13 protein-coding genes are annotated in these 16,736 nt (G+C 63.8%); 4 read left to right on the plus strand and 9 right to left on the minus strand.

What is annotated here, in order from left to right:
• Nucleotides 1–6: 6 nt before the first annotated feature.
• Both QRN52_RS06140 and QRN52_RS06145 read right to left on the minus strand, forming a co-directional pair.
• A complete protein-coding gene (locus QRN52_RS06140; protein WP_284751871.1) occupies nt 7–1,038 on the minus strand; it encodes a trypsin-like serine peptidase in 1,032 nt (343 codons plus the stop codon).
• Between the two features lie 162 nt (nt 1,039–1,200).
• Nucleotides 1,201–2,184: a trypsin-like serine peptidase gene (locus QRN52_RS06145; protein ID WP_284751872.1), complete on the minus strand. Its 984-nt coding sequence runs from the start codon at nt 2,182–2,184 to the stop codon at nt 1,201–1,203.
• A 210-nt stretch (nt 2,185–2,394) separates the two neighbouring features.
• Here QRN52_RS06145 and QRN52_RS06150 point away from each other — a divergent pair, with 210 nt between their 5' ends.
• Complete coding sequence (locus QRN52_RS06150; protein ID WP_284751873.1) at nt 2,395–4,614, plus strand: NADP-dependent isocitrate dehydrogenase; 2,220 nt, start codon at nt 2,395–2,397, stop codon at nt 4,612–4,614.
• Nucleotides 4,615–4,694: 80 nt separating this feature from the next.
• Here the strand turns inward: QRN52_RS06150 and QRN52_RS06155 are convergent, their stop codons facing one another.
• Complete coding sequence (locus QRN52_RS06155; protein ID WP_284751874.1) at nt 4,695–5,795, minus strand: FAD-dependent oxidoreductase; 1,101 nt, start codon at nt 5,793–5,795, stop codon at nt 4,695–4,697.
• 86 nt (nt 5,796–5,881) lie between these two features.
• The gene (locus QRN52_RS06160; protein WP_284751875.1) at nt 5,882–6,841 is read right to left on the minus strand and encodes a GlxA family transcriptional regulator; all 960 of its coding nucleotides are present in this window, start codon (nt 6,839–6,841) and stop codon (nt 5,882–5,884) included.
• 70 nt (nt 6,842–6,911) lie between these two features.
• Here QRN52_RS06160 and QRN52_RS06165 point away from each other — a divergent pair, with 70 nt between their 5' ends.
• A complete protein-coding gene (locus QRN52_RS06165) occupies nt 6,912–7,694 on the plus strand; it encodes an MBL fold metallo-hydrolase (RefSeq protein ID WP_284751876.1) in 783 nt (260 codons plus the stop codon).
• A 133-nt stretch (nt 7,695–7,827) separates the two neighbouring features.
• Complete coding sequence (locus QRN52_RS06170; RefSeq protein ID WP_284751877.1) at nt 7,828–8,274, plus strand: DoxX family protein; 447 nt, start codon at nt 7,828–7,830, stop codon at nt 8,272–8,274.
• A gap of 5 nt (nt 8,275–8,279) precedes the next feature.
• Here QRN52_RS06170 and QRN52_RS06175 read toward each other — a convergent pair whose 3' ends face one another.
• Nucleotides 8,280–8,777 (minus strand): uracil-DNA glycosylase family protein, encoded by a 498-nt coding sequence (locus QRN52_RS06175; RefSeq protein ID WP_284751918.1) that lies wholly within the window; start codon nt 8,775–8,777, stop codon nt 8,280–8,282.
• Nucleotides 8,778–9,742: 965 nt separating this feature from the next.
• Nucleotides 9,743–11,152 (minus strand): DUF3100 domain-containing protein, encoded by a 1,410-nt coding sequence (locus QRN52_RS06180; protein WP_284751878.1) that lies wholly within the window; start codon nt 11,150–11,152, stop codon nt 9,743–9,745.
• 210 nt (nt 11,153–11,362) lie between these two features.
• Here QRN52_RS06180 and QRN52_RS06185 point away from each other — a divergent pair, with 210 nt between their 5' ends.
• Complete coding sequence (locus tag QRN52_RS06185) at nt 11,363–12,850, plus strand: chlorohydrolase family protein (protein ID WP_284751879.1); 1,488 nt, start codon at nt 11,363–11,365, stop codon at nt 12,848–12,850.
• A gap of 119 nt (nt 12,851–12,969) precedes the next feature.
• Here the strand turns inward: QRN52_RS06185 and QRN52_RS06190 are convergent, their stop codons facing one another.
• From QRN52_RS06190 to QRN52_RS06200, 3 genes are all read right to left on the minus strand, one after another.
• Complete coding sequence (locus QRN52_RS06190) at nt 12,970–14,439, minus strand: RodZ family helix-turn-helix domain-containing protein (protein ID WP_284751880.1); 1,470 nt, start codon at nt 14,437–14,439, stop codon at nt 12,970–12,972.
• Between the two features lie 125 nt (nt 14,440–14,564).
• Nucleotides 14,565–15,503, minus strand: a complete 939-nt coding sequence (locus QRN52_RS06195) for a hypothetical protein (protein WP_284751881.1) — start codon at nt 15,501–15,503, stop codon at nt 14,565–14,567.
• Nucleotides 15,504–15,654: 151 nt separating this feature from the next.
• Nucleotides 15,655–16,725, minus strand: a complete 1,071-nt coding sequence (locus QRN52_RS06200; protein ID WP_284751882.1) for a Gfo/Idh/MocA family protein — start codon at nt 16,723–16,725, stop codon at nt 15,655–15,657.
• Nucleotides 16,726–16,736: the final 11 nt, after the last annotated feature.

A 16,736-nucleotide genomic window follows, 5' to 3' on the forward strand; every position in this document is an offset into this window, starting at 1 on the left:
GGCAGGTTACGGGGCCGTGGACGCGGTCTGGTAGGTGCCCTGGATGACCGTGCCCCAGTACGGGCCGTACATCTTGGTGGAGTTGCTGCCGTAGCCGTAGCTGTTCACCGAGTTCTGGTATCCGCTGGCGCTGGTTCCAATGAACCACGGACCACCGGAGGAGCCACCCGTCATGTTGCAGGGGATCCCTTGGGTGTTGTACTGGGGGTTGTAGGGATCGTTGGCGGCCGTGCCGGAACAACTCTTGAGCGACTCGCCGTGAAACGGGGGTGTCGCAGGATAGCCGAACGACTTGTATGCCAGTCCGCGGGCCGCATTGAACTGGACTCCGGAGGCACCCACCACGTCTGAAAGCTTCTGGCCATTGAGGGTGTTCATGACGGCGAATCCGGTGTCGTACTGCATGGCTCCGCTCGAGGACCACTGGCTGGTGGTGTAGAGCGCCTTGGCCGTCCACTTGCCGTAGGGCGCAGCCCCGTTCAGGTAGGCAGGAACGAACGTGAAGTTGCTCGCGAATGCCCCGGGGCCTTCGTTGAGGCAGTGGCCGGCGGTGGACACCGTGCTCTGGTTGGCCGAGGTGACGGAGTTGCCGGAGCAGACATAGTTCACCCCGCCGAGGGTGAAGAACACCTTCCCGATGTGCGAAACGGGAGACTCGCCGGCATTGGCTTTACGGTCCAGGGCGGGGGACGGCGCCGCGGTGCTGCTGGCCTGCTGGCCTTCGACGGTCAGGGTGTGGCCAAGTTCGGGAAAAACCTGCTCGGGAGAAATTGGTACCTCCGAAAGGCCAACCGCAGCCCGTGCCCGGCTAAGTGCCTTGCTCGCCAGAACGTCGCCAGAGACGGCGTTCTTCATCCGCTCAGGAGTCCAATAGTCAGCGGTGTTGCCGTCCGACGCCGAATTGCTGCTGACGGTCGACGCATCGGTGCCGTTGCCCATCGACGGAGCCGCAGTGGCCCCGCCGGCGGAGCCTAGAGCAAGTAAGGCGGCCGCGGTCAGGCTGAACACGCTTGTGGCCAGGGTTTTGGTTCTCGTCACAGTTGTCCTAGATATCGGGGGAAGGCGGCCGGTTTGTGGTGGCCGCCGATTGACGGAACCGAAACTACCCAAGCCGTGACAAGTATGTAAAGAGTTTTGTGAGATTTGACTTTCGTTTTGACAAGAAGCGAATTCTGCCCTATTTCCGAGTGGCCGAAAGACCTAGGAAGTGGACGCCATATCGTAGGCATCCCGGATGACGGAGCCCCAATAAGGCCCGTAGATCACAGCCGGGCCGCCGGGGTAGCCGTAGCTCGTAATGGAGTTTTGGTAGGAATCCCGGCCGGAGTCGACCATCCAGGGTCCGCCCGATGATCCACCGGTCATATCGCAGGGAATGCCCTGCGCCTTGAACTGTGGATTGATGGGATCCTTGGTGGCGTCACCCGAACAGCTCTTCAGCGATTGTCCGTCGAACGGCGGGGCGGCAGGGTAACCAAAGGCTTGGTAGCTGAGCCCCCGGTCCTGGTTGAACTCTACGCCGGACGCGCCAACGACGTCGGCCAAGTGCTTGCCTTTCACCGTTGCAGTGACAGCGAAGCCGGTGTCATAGCGGATGTCGCCCGCCGTGCGCCACTGGGGTGTGGTGTAGAGGGCTTTAGCAGGCCAGATGCCGTAGGGGGCCGTGCCGTTGAGATAGGCCGGAACGAATACGAAGTTCTGGACAAACGCTCCGGGACCCTCGTTGACGCAGTGGCCCGCGGTCGCCACAGTGCTGTCGTTATCCGACACGACGACGTTGCCGGAGCAGACGTAGGCGAAAGCACCCATGGTGAAGAAGACCTTGCCGACGTGGTCAATGGGGTCTTCGTCTTGATGCAGGCTCCCGCTGCCACCCTTGGCGCCGGCGATCTTCACGGGCGGGCCGGTTTCGACCGTGCCGCCGGCGACGCCGCCTCGAGTGAGGGCTTTGCTTGCTAGGACATCTCCAGGGATTGCTGCTTGCATCCGTTCGGGAGTCCAGTACCCCGTTGGGTCGGTGTTTGTTGTCGCCATGCTGACGAGCTGCTGCGTCCCAGGCGCTGCGAAGCTCGAAACCGCACTGGAAGGCGTTGCGGCTGCCGCCCCTCCAGCGGCACAGAGGGTCAAAACGGCGGAGGTAAGGAGGCTCAGGAGACCAGTGATGGGGAGTGATTTCTTTGTCATGATTGTCCTGCCAATCGTTTGGCGGCCACGTGTCGTCGGCCACAGTTTGACCCAATGAACCTACTCCGATTTGCCGCCGAGGTACATAAGGTTCGATGGGGTATGACGTTGAATAGCTCGCTTGGGGCCGTCCCAGTACGCGCCAATCCGGCCCCCTCAGGTAAGTTAGAGATGTTGAAATCTGCAGACTTTCAGGGAGATGCCCCGCCAATGGCAAAGATTATCTATACCCACACTGACGAAGCGCCGATGCTGGCGACGTACTCGTTCCTGCCGATTGTGGAAGCTTTCGCCTCGACGGCCGGCGTGGAGGTCGAGACCCGCGACATTTCGCTGGCTGGCCGAATCATCGCCGTCTTCGGTGACTACCTGACTGAAGAGCAGCGGATCAGTGACGCACTGGCCGAACTGGGCGAACTGGCAAAGAAGCCCGAAGCGAACATCATCAAGCTCCCCAACATCAGTGCATCCGTTCCTCAGCTGAAGGCAGCCATTGCCGAGCTGCAGGGGCAGGGCTACGCACTTCCGGACTACCCGGACAACCCCTCCTCTGACGAAGAGACGGACATCCGCTCGCGTTACGACAAGATCAAGGGCTCGGCCGTGAACCCGGTCCTGCGTGAAGGCAACTCGGACCGCCGCGCGCCCCTGTCGGTGAAGAACTACGCCCGCCAGAATCCGCACTCCATGGGTGCCTGGAGTGCTGACTCCAAGACCAATGTTGCGCACATGACCGCGAACGACTTCCGTTCCAACGAGAAGTCCGTTGTGATCCCCGCCGATGACACCATCAAGATCCAGATTGTCCGCGAAGACGGCACCGTCAAGGTCCTCAAGCCGGCCTTCCCCGTTCTCGCCGGTGAAGTAGTGGACGGCACCGTGCTGCGCGCCGCCGCCCTGGACGAGTTCCTGGCTGCCCAGGTGGTCCGCGCGAAGGAAGAAGGCGTGCTGTTCTCTGCGCACCTGAAGGCCACCATGATGAAGGTCTCCGACCCCATCATCTTCGGCCACGTCGTCAAGGCGTACTTCTCCGAGCTTTTCGACACCTACGGCAAGCAGATCGCTGCTGCCGGCCTGAGCGCCAACAACGGCCTCGCGTCCATCCTCAACGGCCTCGATGAACTCCCGGAGGACGTCCGCGAAGGCATCAAGGCGGCCATCAAGAAGGGCCTGGAAGACGGCCCGGCGCTGGCCATGGTCGATTCCGACAAGGGCATCACCAACCTGCACGTACCGAGCGACATCATTGTTGACGCTTCGATGCCGGCAATGATCCGCAGCTCCGGCCACATGTGGGGACCGGACGGCAAGGAATCCGATACCCTCGCGGTCATCCCGGACAGCTGCTATGCGGATGTCTACCAAGTGGTCATCGATGACTGCCGTGCCCACGGCGCCTTCGATCCCACCACCATGGGTACGGTTCCGAACGTCGGCCTGATGGCACAAGCGGCTGAAGAATACGGCAGCCACAACAAGACCTTCGAGGTTGAGTACGCGGGAACCATGCAGGTTGTGGATTCCTCCGGAACCGTGCTGATCGAACACCAGGTCTCCCCGGGCGACATCTGGCGCGCCTGCCAGACCAAGGACGTGCCGATCCGCGACTGGGTCAAGCTGGCCGTGACCCGTGCGCGCGCTTCCAAGATGCCGGCTGTCTTCTGGCTCGACGAAACCCGCGCCCACGACGCCCAGCTGATCGCCAAGGTCAAGGAATACCTGAAGGACCACGACACCGAGGGCCTGCAGATCGAAATCATGTCCCCGGAGAAGGCCACCGCGTTCACCCTGGAACGGATCCGCAAGGGCGAAGACACCATCTCGGTGACCGGCAACGTGTTGCGTGACTACCTCACCGACCTGTTCCCGATCCTCGAACTTGGCACCAGCGCCAAGATGCTCTCCGTGGTCCCGCTGATCAATGGCGGTGGACTCTTCGAGACCGGTGCCGGCGGCTCGGCTCCGAAGCACGTCCAGCAGCTCCTGCAGGAAAACCACCTCCGCTGGGACAGCCTGGGCGAATTCCTCGCCCTGGCCGTCAGCTTCGAGCACCTCGCCACCACCACCGGCAACGCACGGGCACAGGTCCTCGCTGACACGCTCGACCGCGCCACCGGCACGTTCCTGCTGGACAACAAGTCCCCGAAGCGCCGGGTGGGCGAACTCGACAACCGGGGCAGCCACTACTACCTCGCGAAGTACTGGGCACAGGAACTGGCCCAGCAGACCGACGACGCCGAGCTCGCCGCGGCGTTCTCCGCCGTCGCCGGGGCCTTGACGTCCAATGAGGAAACCATCATTGCCGAGCTGCTCGGAGTCCAGGGTTCGCCTGCCGACATCGGCGGCTACTACCGTCCCGACGCCGCGAAGGCAGAGGCCGTGATGCGTCCGTCCGCAAAGCTCAACGAGGTTGTCGCGACGCTGAACTAAGCGCCCCGCTCCACCCAACTAACTCGCAGTTGTTGTCGTTTTGAGCGCTCAGAACGACAACAACTGCGAGCTAGTTGCATTTAAGCGCGGCGGAAGCGGTGCGGCGCGTCGATCCCGTCGACAAGATCGGCAAGTACGCGGCCAATAGCCGGGGTGAACTTGAATCCGTGGCCTGAGAACCCCGCGCCGACCACTAGCGGTCCAAAACGGTCGAGCAGGAAATCTTCGTTGGCCGTGCTCGTGTAAGTGCAGCTGATGGGAACCGCCGATTCGGCGTCGACCCCGGGCAGCCATTCACGAGCGTAGCGGCGGAGGGCCTCCAGCTGAACCGGCTCCGCTTCGAATGTGCGGGCATCCGGATCGGTGACAGGCCCTACGCCATGCCACCCCGCCTTGACCCCCTCGCCTGGAGTGAGCATCCCATAGACAGGGCTGTACCAATAGTCGTCACGGGGATCTCCCGGGTCCGGCGCGTGGTTGAAGCTCGGCCAGGACTGGAAATCATCGATGGGCGTGAAATGGGCAGGTTGCTCCTGGGTGACCACCAAACGGGGGAGTGGGACCTGGGCCCCGACAAGCTTGCTGGTCCAGGCGCCCGCCGTGATGGCAATCCGGCGCGCCGTGATTTCCAGCGAATCGGTCACGACGACGGCGCGATCGTCACCGAGGATGCGGATGTCCTGAACCGGGGTGGAATACGTGAAGCGAGCGCCGTGCGCCTCGGCCGATGAGCGGAGCGCCCTGAGAGCCTCGGCCGCCCGGACCCTGCCCGATTCCGGAACGAAGAGCACATCGCTTCGGAACACCATGCCTGGCCAGCGCTCTGACGCTTCCTTTGCGGAGATGAAATGGCTTGAGATGCCCCGCTCCGCGTGCGCGGTGCGGACTTCCCGGAGCCGGGCAATATTTCCGTGGTTTGCCAAACCCACAAGATCCAACAATTGCGTTTCGGTCTCCTCCGCGAGCCCGTCCCACAAGTTCCTCGCTTCGCTGACCAGGGCGAGATAGTCGTCCTCCGCGTATGCCGTGTTGAAGTTGCGCGTCGCTCCGTGGGAGGCGCCCACATGGTGCCCTTCCTTAAACTGCTCAAGGAGGACCACCGATCGCCCTCTGAGTGCGAGCTGCCACGCTGCAGCCGATCCCATAGCGCCTCCGCCGACTACGACGACGTCAACATCCATCCCGGATTCACCTATCCTGTTCCGCGGGCCTCCCAGCGAGGCCTACTGCGGTTTCCATTCTGCCGTCCGCCGGGTGATCCCCGAGGTCAGGAGGCGAACTCCTCTCGGTAGCGGCTTGGTGTGTTACCGAAAGCAGAACGGAAATGTTGCCGGAACGCGGCCGAAGAGCCGAACCCGCAGGAGCCGGCAATTTCTTCGATTCCAGCATTGCTTGATTCCAACATGGTTCGTGCTTGGTCCAGCCGCTGCTGGGTGAGCCAATCAAGGACGGTTGTTCCCGTCCGGCTGCGAAAGTGCCTTGTGAAGGTCCTGCGGCTCATCGAAGCAGCTGCCGCCAGCTCGTCGAGGCCGATTGGCTGGCCGAGGTTTTCGCGGGCTAGCGTCATGGCGCGTTCGATTCCGTCGTGGCCCGCGCCGCGGCGGAGCCTTGCCGGAATGAATTGCGCCTGAGTGGCGCTGCGGTGAGGTGCCATGACCAGCCCGCGCGCCACGCGATCGGCTGCGTCCGAGCCGTAGTCTTTTCGAAGCAGATGGATGCAGCAGTCGAGTCCGGCCGCAACGCCCGCAGAGGAGACGACGTCGTCGTGGTCGGCCCACAGCGCATTCTCCACTACCCGCAGGGCGGGATAACGCTGCTGCAACTTCCCGGAGTATCCCCAATGGGTCACTGCTTCGCGGCCATCCAGTAGCCCCGTGGCAGCCAGCAGGAATGCGCCGAGGCACAGTGAGACAACCCGGCTACCACTCCCATGAGCCATCCGGATTGCATCCACGAGTTCACTCGAAACCTGGACCTCCGGATCCCAGCTCGGGAGGACCACAGTGTCTGCCCACGCCATGGTTTCCAACCCGGGTTCAACCACCATGTCGGGGCCGTGGCCCATCCGGACGCGGCCCGGATGGGGCGTGAAAACCCGCACCGTGTAGCGCGGGGTAGCCCCGGACGGGTCGGGATCTTCGAAAACCATCTGGGGTACTGCAAGGTGGAACGGGCTCATGCCTGGCATCGCAAGCACAGCAACCTTGTGGGATCGGTGAACCATCATGGCCCGATCCTAGCGATAATTGTCTTCCGGGCCACTTTTTCAGCACAAGCTGGGCGGGCAGAGTTGCCTCATGAACATTGCACAAGACTTCAAGCGGCCCGTATTGACGCATGTTGGCGGACCGACCATCCTGATCCGCTATGCAGGACTGAACCTCCTCACGGATCCCACTTTCGATGCTCCAGGCCAGTATCCGGTAGGCGCGGGCCGGACCCTGGACAAACTGACCGGTCCGGCTGTGGCGGCAGAAGACCTGGGCCGAATCGACGTCGTCCTCCTTTCGCATGATCAGCATGCCGACAATCTGGACAACAGCGGGAGGGTGGTACTGAAGGACGCCGAAATGGTCCTGAGTACGGGTGAAGCTGCGAGCCGGATGCCCCTGGTCCGCGGACTCCGGCCCTGGGAGCCGGTGACGGTAGCGGGGGACGCGCCCGTGGTGATCACCGCCGTGCCGGCGCTGCACGGACCTAGTGGCGCCGAACTTGTCACGGGTGAAGTCACCGGGTTCGTGCTCGAGGCGGATGGCTGGCCGACGATGTACGTCTCCGGGGACAACGCATCGCTGGAACTGGTTGCCGAAATCTCCCTGCGGTTTCCGGCCACCGCCGTTGCCGTGGCTTTCGCAGGGGCCGCACGAACCCCGCTTTTCGGGGGCGCACCGTTGACGCTCACTTCGCAAGGCGTTGTGGAACTGGCCCGACTTTTCCCGCTTGCCACTGTGGTCCCGGTGCACACAGAAGGTTGGCGGCACTTCACGGAAGGGCCCGACGTCGTGAAGCAGCTCATGGGGGACGCCGGCCTGGCCGCGCGGCTCGCCGTTCTTCCGCTCGGCGAGCCGAAACAGGCCTGACTGTCCGTGCCCTGGATAGCCGGCTCGTGGAGGACTAAGACGGCGGCAAGCGCGACCGCTGTCGCGATCCATCGGAGGGCTGCTTCGGAGCGGCCGTTTTGAGCTGCGCCGTCGGCATGGAAGATTGGACCGGGTGAAATTCCTCCTTCCTTCGCAGACATCGTCCTCGCGCGGCACAGCGTTTCTGAGGATAGTGTTCGGTGGCCTTTTGCTGCTGCATGGAGTCCAGAAACTGCTCGCAGGGCAGCCTGCGTTTGAGGCAACCATCGCCGCGATGGGTGTTCAAAAAGCCGAGCTGATGTCCTGGCTGGTCATCTGGGGCGAAACCGGGCTGGGCGCACTTTTGGTGCTCGGCGCCCTGACCAGGGTGGCCGGCTTCCTGGCAGCCCTCATGTACGCGGGGATCTGGTTCGTCACCGAATCAGGCAAGCCGCTGCTGAGCGATAGTCCCGGAATCAACGCTGAGCTGCTCATCCTGTACATCGCGTTGGCGTTGGCGTTTGCCTTCATCGGTTCAGGGGCGTTTTCGCTGGACCGGAAACTGTTTTCCGGGAAGCCTGCCCGCAAGTCACGGCGCTAGGCGCCCTACCGCCGACCGGCCTGGAGACCCGCGCGGGCCATTGCGTCCGCGTAGGAGCGTCCCATTTCTATCAACCATTCGGTCTGGCGTTCCTTGGAACCGGCGAACGCGCGCCCGTGCAGCGAACGTGCCTTGTAGACCTTCAGGCCGCGGCGCCAGATCAGCTGGTTGTCAGTCTTGAGGAGCATCTGCGCCAGGCGGTTGGCTTCCGTTCCGTGGGCAACGATCGCCGAAGCGCGCGGAACGAGTTTGAGGAAGGCGATGAGCGGCTTGAGGCCGGCGCTTACCTGCTCAGGAGTCAGCTTTCCGTTCGCCTCGCCGGGAGTGAACCACGGGTGGGTGTTCCACGGCATCATCCATTCCGGGCGCAGGCCGAGCTGGAACTGCAGGCCCAGCAGCCGGGTGGCGGCGGCGTCGTCGCCAGCCCAGACAACGCCCCGCGGGGAGGCCTCGCTGGTGTTGGAGAACAGGGTGACAATCCGGCAATCCTCCACTGAGTGCATCGGGTCCACATAGGGGACCTCGAAGCCCGGGCGGAGCTTGCGGAGGAACTCCACGTGCTGGTTGACCGGGGCGATGTGCGGTGCGAAGAAGGGGCTGTCCGGAACCGCGGGAGCCTCGGCTTCTTCGACGGCGGCAGGTTCGACGGCGGCGGGTTCGACGGCGGCGGGTTCGACGGCGGCGGGTTCGACGGCGGCGGGTTCGGCGGCCGGTTCGACGGCGTCGGGTTCGACGGCGGGCGCGGGAGCTACGAACGGCTCTCCCGCGATGGGAACCTCGACAAGGCCACCTTCGGCGGGGTCGGCACGCGGTGCCTCAATCGCGGGAGCCGCCACAGGTACCACTCTGCGGGTAATGACAGGGCTGGCCTCGGGCATCGATTTTGAGGAAGCCTTCTTCGGCGTCGCCGTCTTTACGGCAGCGGCCTTCGGAGCGACTTTCCTGGCCGGAGCCTTCTTTTCGGCCTTGGCCGGGGCGTCGAAGTCATCATCGTCGTCGAACAAACCATCGAAGAGTTTGTCGAGCTCGTCGTAACCGCTGCCGTAGTCGTCGTCGAGCTCGGGGCCGCGCCCGAAACCTTCTTCGTACCGCGAGTCCAGTTCGCTGCGGTAATCCTCGTCGTGGACCTCGAAATAGTCTGGTTCGGCCAATGCGGTCATGAGAGCAGGGATCTCCTGGGGTCGGGCAGGGGCCGGTGCCGGCGCGTGGGGACGCGTCCGTTTCCGGGCCATTTGATGGGGAGGCTCTCCGGGGGACCGGTTGAGCCTTTAGATCTTAGCAAGCCACAGATGGTCTGGTGTCCTTCGGTCGTTCATCTGACTCGGTATGTCGCGCCGCCTCGGGGCATGGAGGAATCGCGGTGCGTCGAATATCACCTGAATGCGCCGACGAGGGGGCGCGCAGAGACGCGAGAGGGCGGTGGAATGGACGACTAGTCCATTCCACCGCCCTTGTCCGGCGTCAGCGCTCAGACATGGATGACGAATTGCGCAAGTGCTGCGGCCGCTACGAAACTCGCGGAGAACGTGATTGTCGCCACAATCACCGTGCGCCAGTTCAGGCTCTTCAGCGCGTTGACGTCGCGTCCCACGTTCATGCCGAGCAGGGCGATCGATCCAAGGCCCACGTAGAGGGGGTCAAGGTTGTGGGTGAAGGAGACGATCATGCCACTGAAAGGAAGGATCGGAGCCGTTGCCAAGGTGGCGAGGGCAAGGACCCATACGCTCGACGGCACAGCCGGCACACACTTGGCGAGCACGAACGCCAGGGCGGTAAGGAGGCCCAGGATCACCACGCCGACCACATCGTTGACACTGAAGGACTTGGTACCCAAGGCGTTGAGGACCACGCCCGCCGCGATGCTTGCAACGAAGGCGATGATCCACGTGGAAGGCTTCATGCGCACTTCCGGGTCCTGGAGCACGGCTGAAACGTCCACCTTGTTTCGGGCCTGTGGCCTGCGCAGCTTCGCCGCAACGGCGTTCCCGTTGCGATCAAGGCGCTTGCCCTCGTCATCGCGGCGGAAGAGTCGCGACCAGAACTTGTAGAGCCGCAGGGACATCGGCAACGAAAGGAAGGCCCCTGCGTAGAAGCCGACAAGGTTCGTCACCAGGTTCGACAGGGCCGCCAACGCCATGATCTCGGGTGCCTGCCCCGGATGGAGGATGGACAGGGCTGCCACGCCGCCGAGCATCATGGATCCCGAGCCGAGACCCAGGCCCAGCGCGAGTGCAAGCGGGTCGAAGATGCCCATCCCGCCGAGGAGTCCGGCCAGCAGGGAGATGAACACTGCTCCGAAGACGCTGCCCAACAGCCACACGGAGAACACGCCACGGTAGACCGGGGACTTCACCCCGAAACGCTGTAATGCGTAGGCCAAGTAGGATTCACGGTCGATTGCCCACGTGGCACCGATAGCCGTGCGGCCCATGCCCAGTGCGACGCCGACCGGCAGCGCGATGATGACCGTTCCGAAAATGTGGCCTACTTCCTGGAGCAGGATGGCTGGGCCGAGGGAGGTCAGTTTGGCGAAGGAGGGCCCCACCTGGGTGCCCAAGGCCCCCAGGAACATCACGATGCTGACGTTTAGCAGCACCGAGGCCACGGCGCGGCTTTGGCCGGACATGGGGCGTACCTTCTGCACGCCGATGACGGCGCCGATCAGCACGGCCCACAAGACCGGCATAAGTACGATTGCGGCGTTGCCCAGGGGAATCTTGTGCGTTCCGGCCAGGATGGCGACGGCGCAGACGGCTGTCGACAACAGGATCATCGATGCCCATTGCCGTGCGGTCGGGGTGAAGAGGCGGGCCGGGCCGTCGTCGACGTTGACTACGGGCGTATCCACCTCCGGAGTCGTTGTGGATTGGTTCTTCATTGTTGTGCACCCTTCGTGTGCTGCTAAGCGAAGGACGGATGTGTCCCACACCATTTGGTATACCAAAAATGGTAAGGTGGATCACATCGCAATGCAAGACATGTCACAAAAGCTGCAAAAAGCCCCGAAACTGAGAGCTTCCATGCGCTCAGTCGACTTCGAGCTTGATCTGCGGCTATTTGACCTGGGATACCAAACTTGGAGGGTTTTATGATCACTCAGCTTTCTGCCCGGTACGTCCTTGGCTATGACGGGACCAGTCATGTGATGCACACGGACGGGCACGTCGTGATGCGGGATGACAAGATCATCTACGTCGGGACCGACTACACAGGTCCAGTGGACGAACGCCGGGACTTTGGACAGAGCCTGATCGCACCTGGCCTCATCGATCTCGATGCCTTGACGGACATTGATCACATGATCTTCGACTCCTGGCCCACGGAGGAGACGGCTCCGGGATTGCAATGGTCCGAGGACTACTTCCGCAACCGCCGCCGCGACGTTTTCACCGCGGCGCAGCGCCAGATCGTGCGTAAGTTCGCACTGGCGCAGCTGGCCTTGCACGGCGTGACCACCTACATGCCGATCGCCTCGGAGATCCACAGCTCATGGGCTGAAACCTTCGAAGAACTCAAAGGAATGGCGCAGTCCAGCGTCGAGCTCGGCCTGCGCGGGTTCCTTGGCCCTGCGTACCGCTCAGGGATCAATGTCACCGACGACGATGGTCAACGCGTGATCCTCTTCGACGAGGAGGAGGGGCGCAGAGGACTTGCCGACGCCGAACGGTTCCTCGACTACACCGACGAACTCGCACACCCGTTGCTAACCGGCGTCCTGCTGCCGTGCCGGATCGAGACTCTCTCGGACGAACTGATGCGCCAGACAGCCGAGCTGGCCACCAAACGCAACGCACTAGTCCGCCTGCATTGCCTCCAGGGGACCAATGAAGACGGGTTCCTCATCAAGCTCAGCGGGCGCACCGTCCTGGAACAACTTGCGGATTCAGGCCTGCTGGACACTCGGCTCCTCATTCCGCATGGGGTTGTCATTGACGGCGCCGACCCGTCCTCCAGCGCAGAGGGCGGGCCGTTGAACGTGCTCGCCCGGCATGACGTCAGCATCATCCACTGCCCCCTGACGTCGTTCCATTACTCAGGCATGCTCAAGTCCTTTGACGCCTTCGCATCCGCGGGGGTCAACATGTGCCTGGGAACCGATTCGTTCCCGCCGGATCTGATCAAGGGCATCGACATCGGCACCCACCTGGCCCGCATTGCAGAGGGCCGCCGGGACGCAGGCAGGGTGTCGGCGTTTTTCGACGCTGCGACCCGGGGTGGTGCCAGGGCATTGGGGCGCGACGACCTGGGACGCCTGTGTCCGGGCGCCCAAGCGGACATCATGGTCGCGTCACTGGGGGACTTCCGTGACGGGGTCGTGGAAGATCCGCTGCGCACGCTGATCCTCAACGGCTCGGCACGCAACGTCACGGACACGTACGTCGCGGGCCGCCCCGTGGTTGTTGGCGGCTCACTCCCCGGCATCGACCTGGATGAACTGCGCGCTGAGGGTCAACAACTTTTTGGGCAGATGGTGGAAGGCTACGGCGAACGCGACTACCGGCATCGCGATGCCTCCGAGCTGTTTCCCCCGGTCTATGCCCCGGCGGCTGCCCAGATCCAAGGCACTGCGATTTAGCGAGCCATAGGGTCGCAATTCCGCGATACCACGCATGAGCTCCTCCGCGGGGCTGTTGCCCTGCGGAGGAGCCGGGAACCGGGCTACATCCAGTGCGGTGGAGGAGCCCGAGCCGGTGATTATGCGGGAATGGTTGCCCGGATCTTCCGGCTGCCCACCATCACGATGAGTCCGAGGAGCACCAGAGCAGCCGCGAACAGCAACCACAGGCCATTGAAGCCAGTGCTTGCGAGAACGGCTGCTCCAGTTCCGCCAGCAACCGCTGCAGGAACTGAAGCGGCGCCGGTTTGCACCGCAGTTCCGGTTGACGGAACGGCGGCAGGGCCAACGAAGCCTTGAGCATCGCTCGGTGCGTTCACCACCGGCGGGGTGACAATCCCCGGAGTGACCGTTGGCGGATTGACCACGGACGGGGTGACTACCGACGGGTTTACGACGCCGGAAGGCAGGCCCAAGCCAATCGAGACGGTGCCGGCCGTCAGCGGGACATTCAAGGGTGCGGTGAGCCCCCCACCCAAGAGCGAACCGGTGACTGTCGGTGTGCTGCCGAGCAGGTTGACGGAGGTGTCGCCCACGGTGGCAGGAGCGGTTACCGGTGCCGTGACGCCGGTACCTCCGGTGGTTCCGGTCGGCGCGGTGATTGCCGGTGTAGCGCTGAGGACGCTGACCGAAGTGTCACCCACGGTGACAGGAGCGGTTACAGGCGCCGCGACGCCGGTGCCTCCGCTGGTGCCGCCCGCCGGCGTCGTACTAAGCACGTTGACGGAGGTGTCGCCGACGGTGACAGGAGCCGTTACCGGTGCCGTGACGCCAGTGCCTCCGGTACTTCCGGTTGGCGTTGTGCCGCCTGCGGGGGCGGTGCTGAGGACGTTGACGGAGGTGTCACCGACCGTCGCTAGTCCGGTGACCGGTGCCGTGACGCCGGTGCCGCCGCTGCCGCTTGCGGGCGTGGTGCTGAGGACGTTGACGGAGGTGTCACCGACCGTCGCTAGTCCGGTTACCGGTGCCGCTACGCCAGTGCCTGCCGGTGTGCCGCCACCGGTGGTGCCGGCCGGCGTCGTACTAAGCACGTTGACGGCGGTGTCGCCGACGGTGACAGGAGCCGTTACCGGTGCCGTGACGCCGGTGCCTCCGCTGGTGCCTGCCGGCGTCGTACTAAGCACGTTGACGGCGGTGTCGCCGACGGTGACCGGCGCGCTGACGGGAGCCGTCGCCTGGGTGCCGGAGGCTATTCCAGGGGCCGAATTGCTCAGAACTGCCAGTGAGGTGGCTCCGATATTAACAGGGACCGATATCGGAGCCACCACCTGGGTTCCGGACGGGACGGCTGCTCCGCCGGAATTGGTCGCCGGGGCCGGAGCCGGGGCGAGTGCAGGGGTGGTGGTCGTGGCGCCCGAATTTCCAAGTATTGAGAGCGACGTCGACCCGAGGTTCACCGGAATGGACACCGGTGCAACGACTTGAGTGCCCGAGGCATTGCCTTGTGCACTTGTAGTGGCGTCTGCCGCGTTCGCGGCAGTTGCGCCGAGGGCTATCAACCCACCGGCAAAGAGGGTGCCAAGCAGCCCCTTGCGAATCATGCTGTGCATTTTGTTTTTCTCCTGAACGAGTAGTTCCCAAAGGCGCATCGGTCCGCAGGAAACTGCGGGAGCGCCCTGATCGGCCGTTTGCCGCGGCCCGAAATGGTCTTTCGGGGAGGCGGCAGGGCTCGGAACTAGTCAGGGGAAGAACCCGGGTCAAACGACACCGGAGCCGGAACTCTGCCGGCAGCAGCCGTGGACACGAGGGTCCCGGCCAAGGGGTAAAACAGGTTCGTGCCTTGGAGCCAGGCAGCAGCAGCCCCCGAAGGATTGCTGGAAAGGACTGCAGAGCCGCCCACGGTGTCGCTGCCGCCCGGGGTGCCGGGCGGGAACGTCCCGTCGGACGGAGGCGCGGAAGGATCCCCGGTACGGCTAGCCCAGACTGTCGCCTTCGAAGGTGTCCCAGTCAGGCCCGGCGGGCCACTGGCGCCAGCCAGGTTGAGCAACTGGGCCGCGACATCCTGAGCCGGCGTTGTGAGGACCCCGCCGGCGGTAGCAAGAACAGTGGGTCCCTCGGAAAGAGCTTCGGCAATTCCGACGTCATCGGGGAACTGGATGGCAGGGACCGTTATGGCTATGTCGGGGATGATGACTGGAAGGCTGCCACCCGGAAGCGTCTCCACGGTGGATCCGACTACTCCCAGTGCACGGGTAACGGCGCGGCCAACCACGGAGCCAACGCTTGACCCAACCCCATCGAGCGCGCTGGCTGCTGGCGATACAACGGGTGTTGTCACGCCACTAACGGTTCCCTCAGGAAGGACTGCGCTGACCACGGGAGCGCTGGCCACCAGTTGGTCGACGTTCCTAGCCGGCACCTGGACCGCCGGCACCCGGACCGCCGGCACCCGAACCGAGGGCAGATGGACAGCCGGGGCAGGTACGGATGCGACACCTGCCGGATCGGCATTGCCGAGGGTCCCGGATAGGTCCCTGGCAGCGTTGTGCACGACGTTTGACACTGAGGAACCCGCGCCGCCCAGAAGGGTGTGGTTGTCGGTGCTTCCGGAATCGGCGTTGGCTGCCGCGGAGGAGAGGGCCATCCAAACAACGGCGCCGGCACCAGCGAGCATGACGGAGCGGAGAATATGAAGAACGCGCGGCTTATTTCGCTTGACTTCCATCTCGACACCCCCCAGCGTCAGCTTGGATCGACGATCGCTCCCATCCTAGGCCTCCCTAGTTAACTAGTCCAGACGTTGGACGACGGATTCGTCATTGAGCTCAGCGGGCGTCGTTGGCGTATCGGACTCCGAGCTGGGATCGCACCCCGTCGAAGAGACGCATGGTGTTCAGCGAATCGTCCAAGGGCATCACGGGACTTTCGGTCAGTCCTTGCTGGACACAGCGGGTCACCTCACGCAGCTCGTAGGTGTAGCCGATCCCTACCGCGTCAAAGCGTTCGATCCGGGGTTCGTCCCAGCCGGTTCGAATCAGAAGCTCGCGCGGATTGTTGATGGACCCTTGCGTCTGGAGGAAGCCCTTGGAGCCGGCAACGGATGCCGATCGTGGCCCATGGGCCAGCAGAGAAGAGGTCAGCTGGGCGATAGCACCGCCGTCGTAAGCCAGCGTGAGCGCATTCTGGGAGTCGACGCCGTCGTCCGTCAAAGTGCCGATTGCGCTGACCGACTGCGGGAAACCGAGGGTGCCCAAGGGCCACAGCAGGGCATACACCGTGAGGTCCAAAAGGGCTCCGCCGCCGTCCGCCGGGGCCCAGATGCGGGCGGAGGGATCGTAAGGGGCGGGGAAACCAAGGTCGGCGCTGACCCACTTGATGTCGCCCAGTTCGCCGGACGCTGCAATGGCGAAGGCCCTCTGCATGCCGGGCAGGAAGCGACTCCACACGGCTTCCATGAGGAACAATTTCCGTTCCCGGGCCAAAGCGACGAGCTCTGCCGCTTCACGGCCGTTGATGGTCAGGGATTTCTCGCACAGGACGGGCTTGCCCGCGTTGAGGGCATCCCTGACAATCTCGAAGTGCTGGGCGTGCGGGGTGGCCACGTAGACGACGTCGACGGCGTCATCGGCGAGCAGCCGCTGGTAGCCGGGCACATCGCCGTCGTCTGCGTAGGACTTCGTGACCCCATGCCCGGCAGCAAAGGCGTCCGCCGATTCCTGGCGCCGAGAACTCACGGCGTAAAGGTTTGCGTCCTCGAGCTGCGCGAGGTCGCCGGCCACGGTCTTGGCGATCCCTCCGGTTGCGACAATTCCCCAGTTCAGGGCCTTGCCGGTGGCTGCGCGGGGATCCTGGTTCGGCTGGCTGAACAACCACGGCTTGGCGATATGCAGACTCATGGGGCCTATCT

Origin of the sequence: Arthrobacter sp. efr-133-R2A-120 (genome assembly GCF_030209835.1) — a bacterium.
GTDB lineage: Bacteria > Actinomycetota > Actinomycetes > Actinomycetales > Micrococcaceae > Arthrobacter.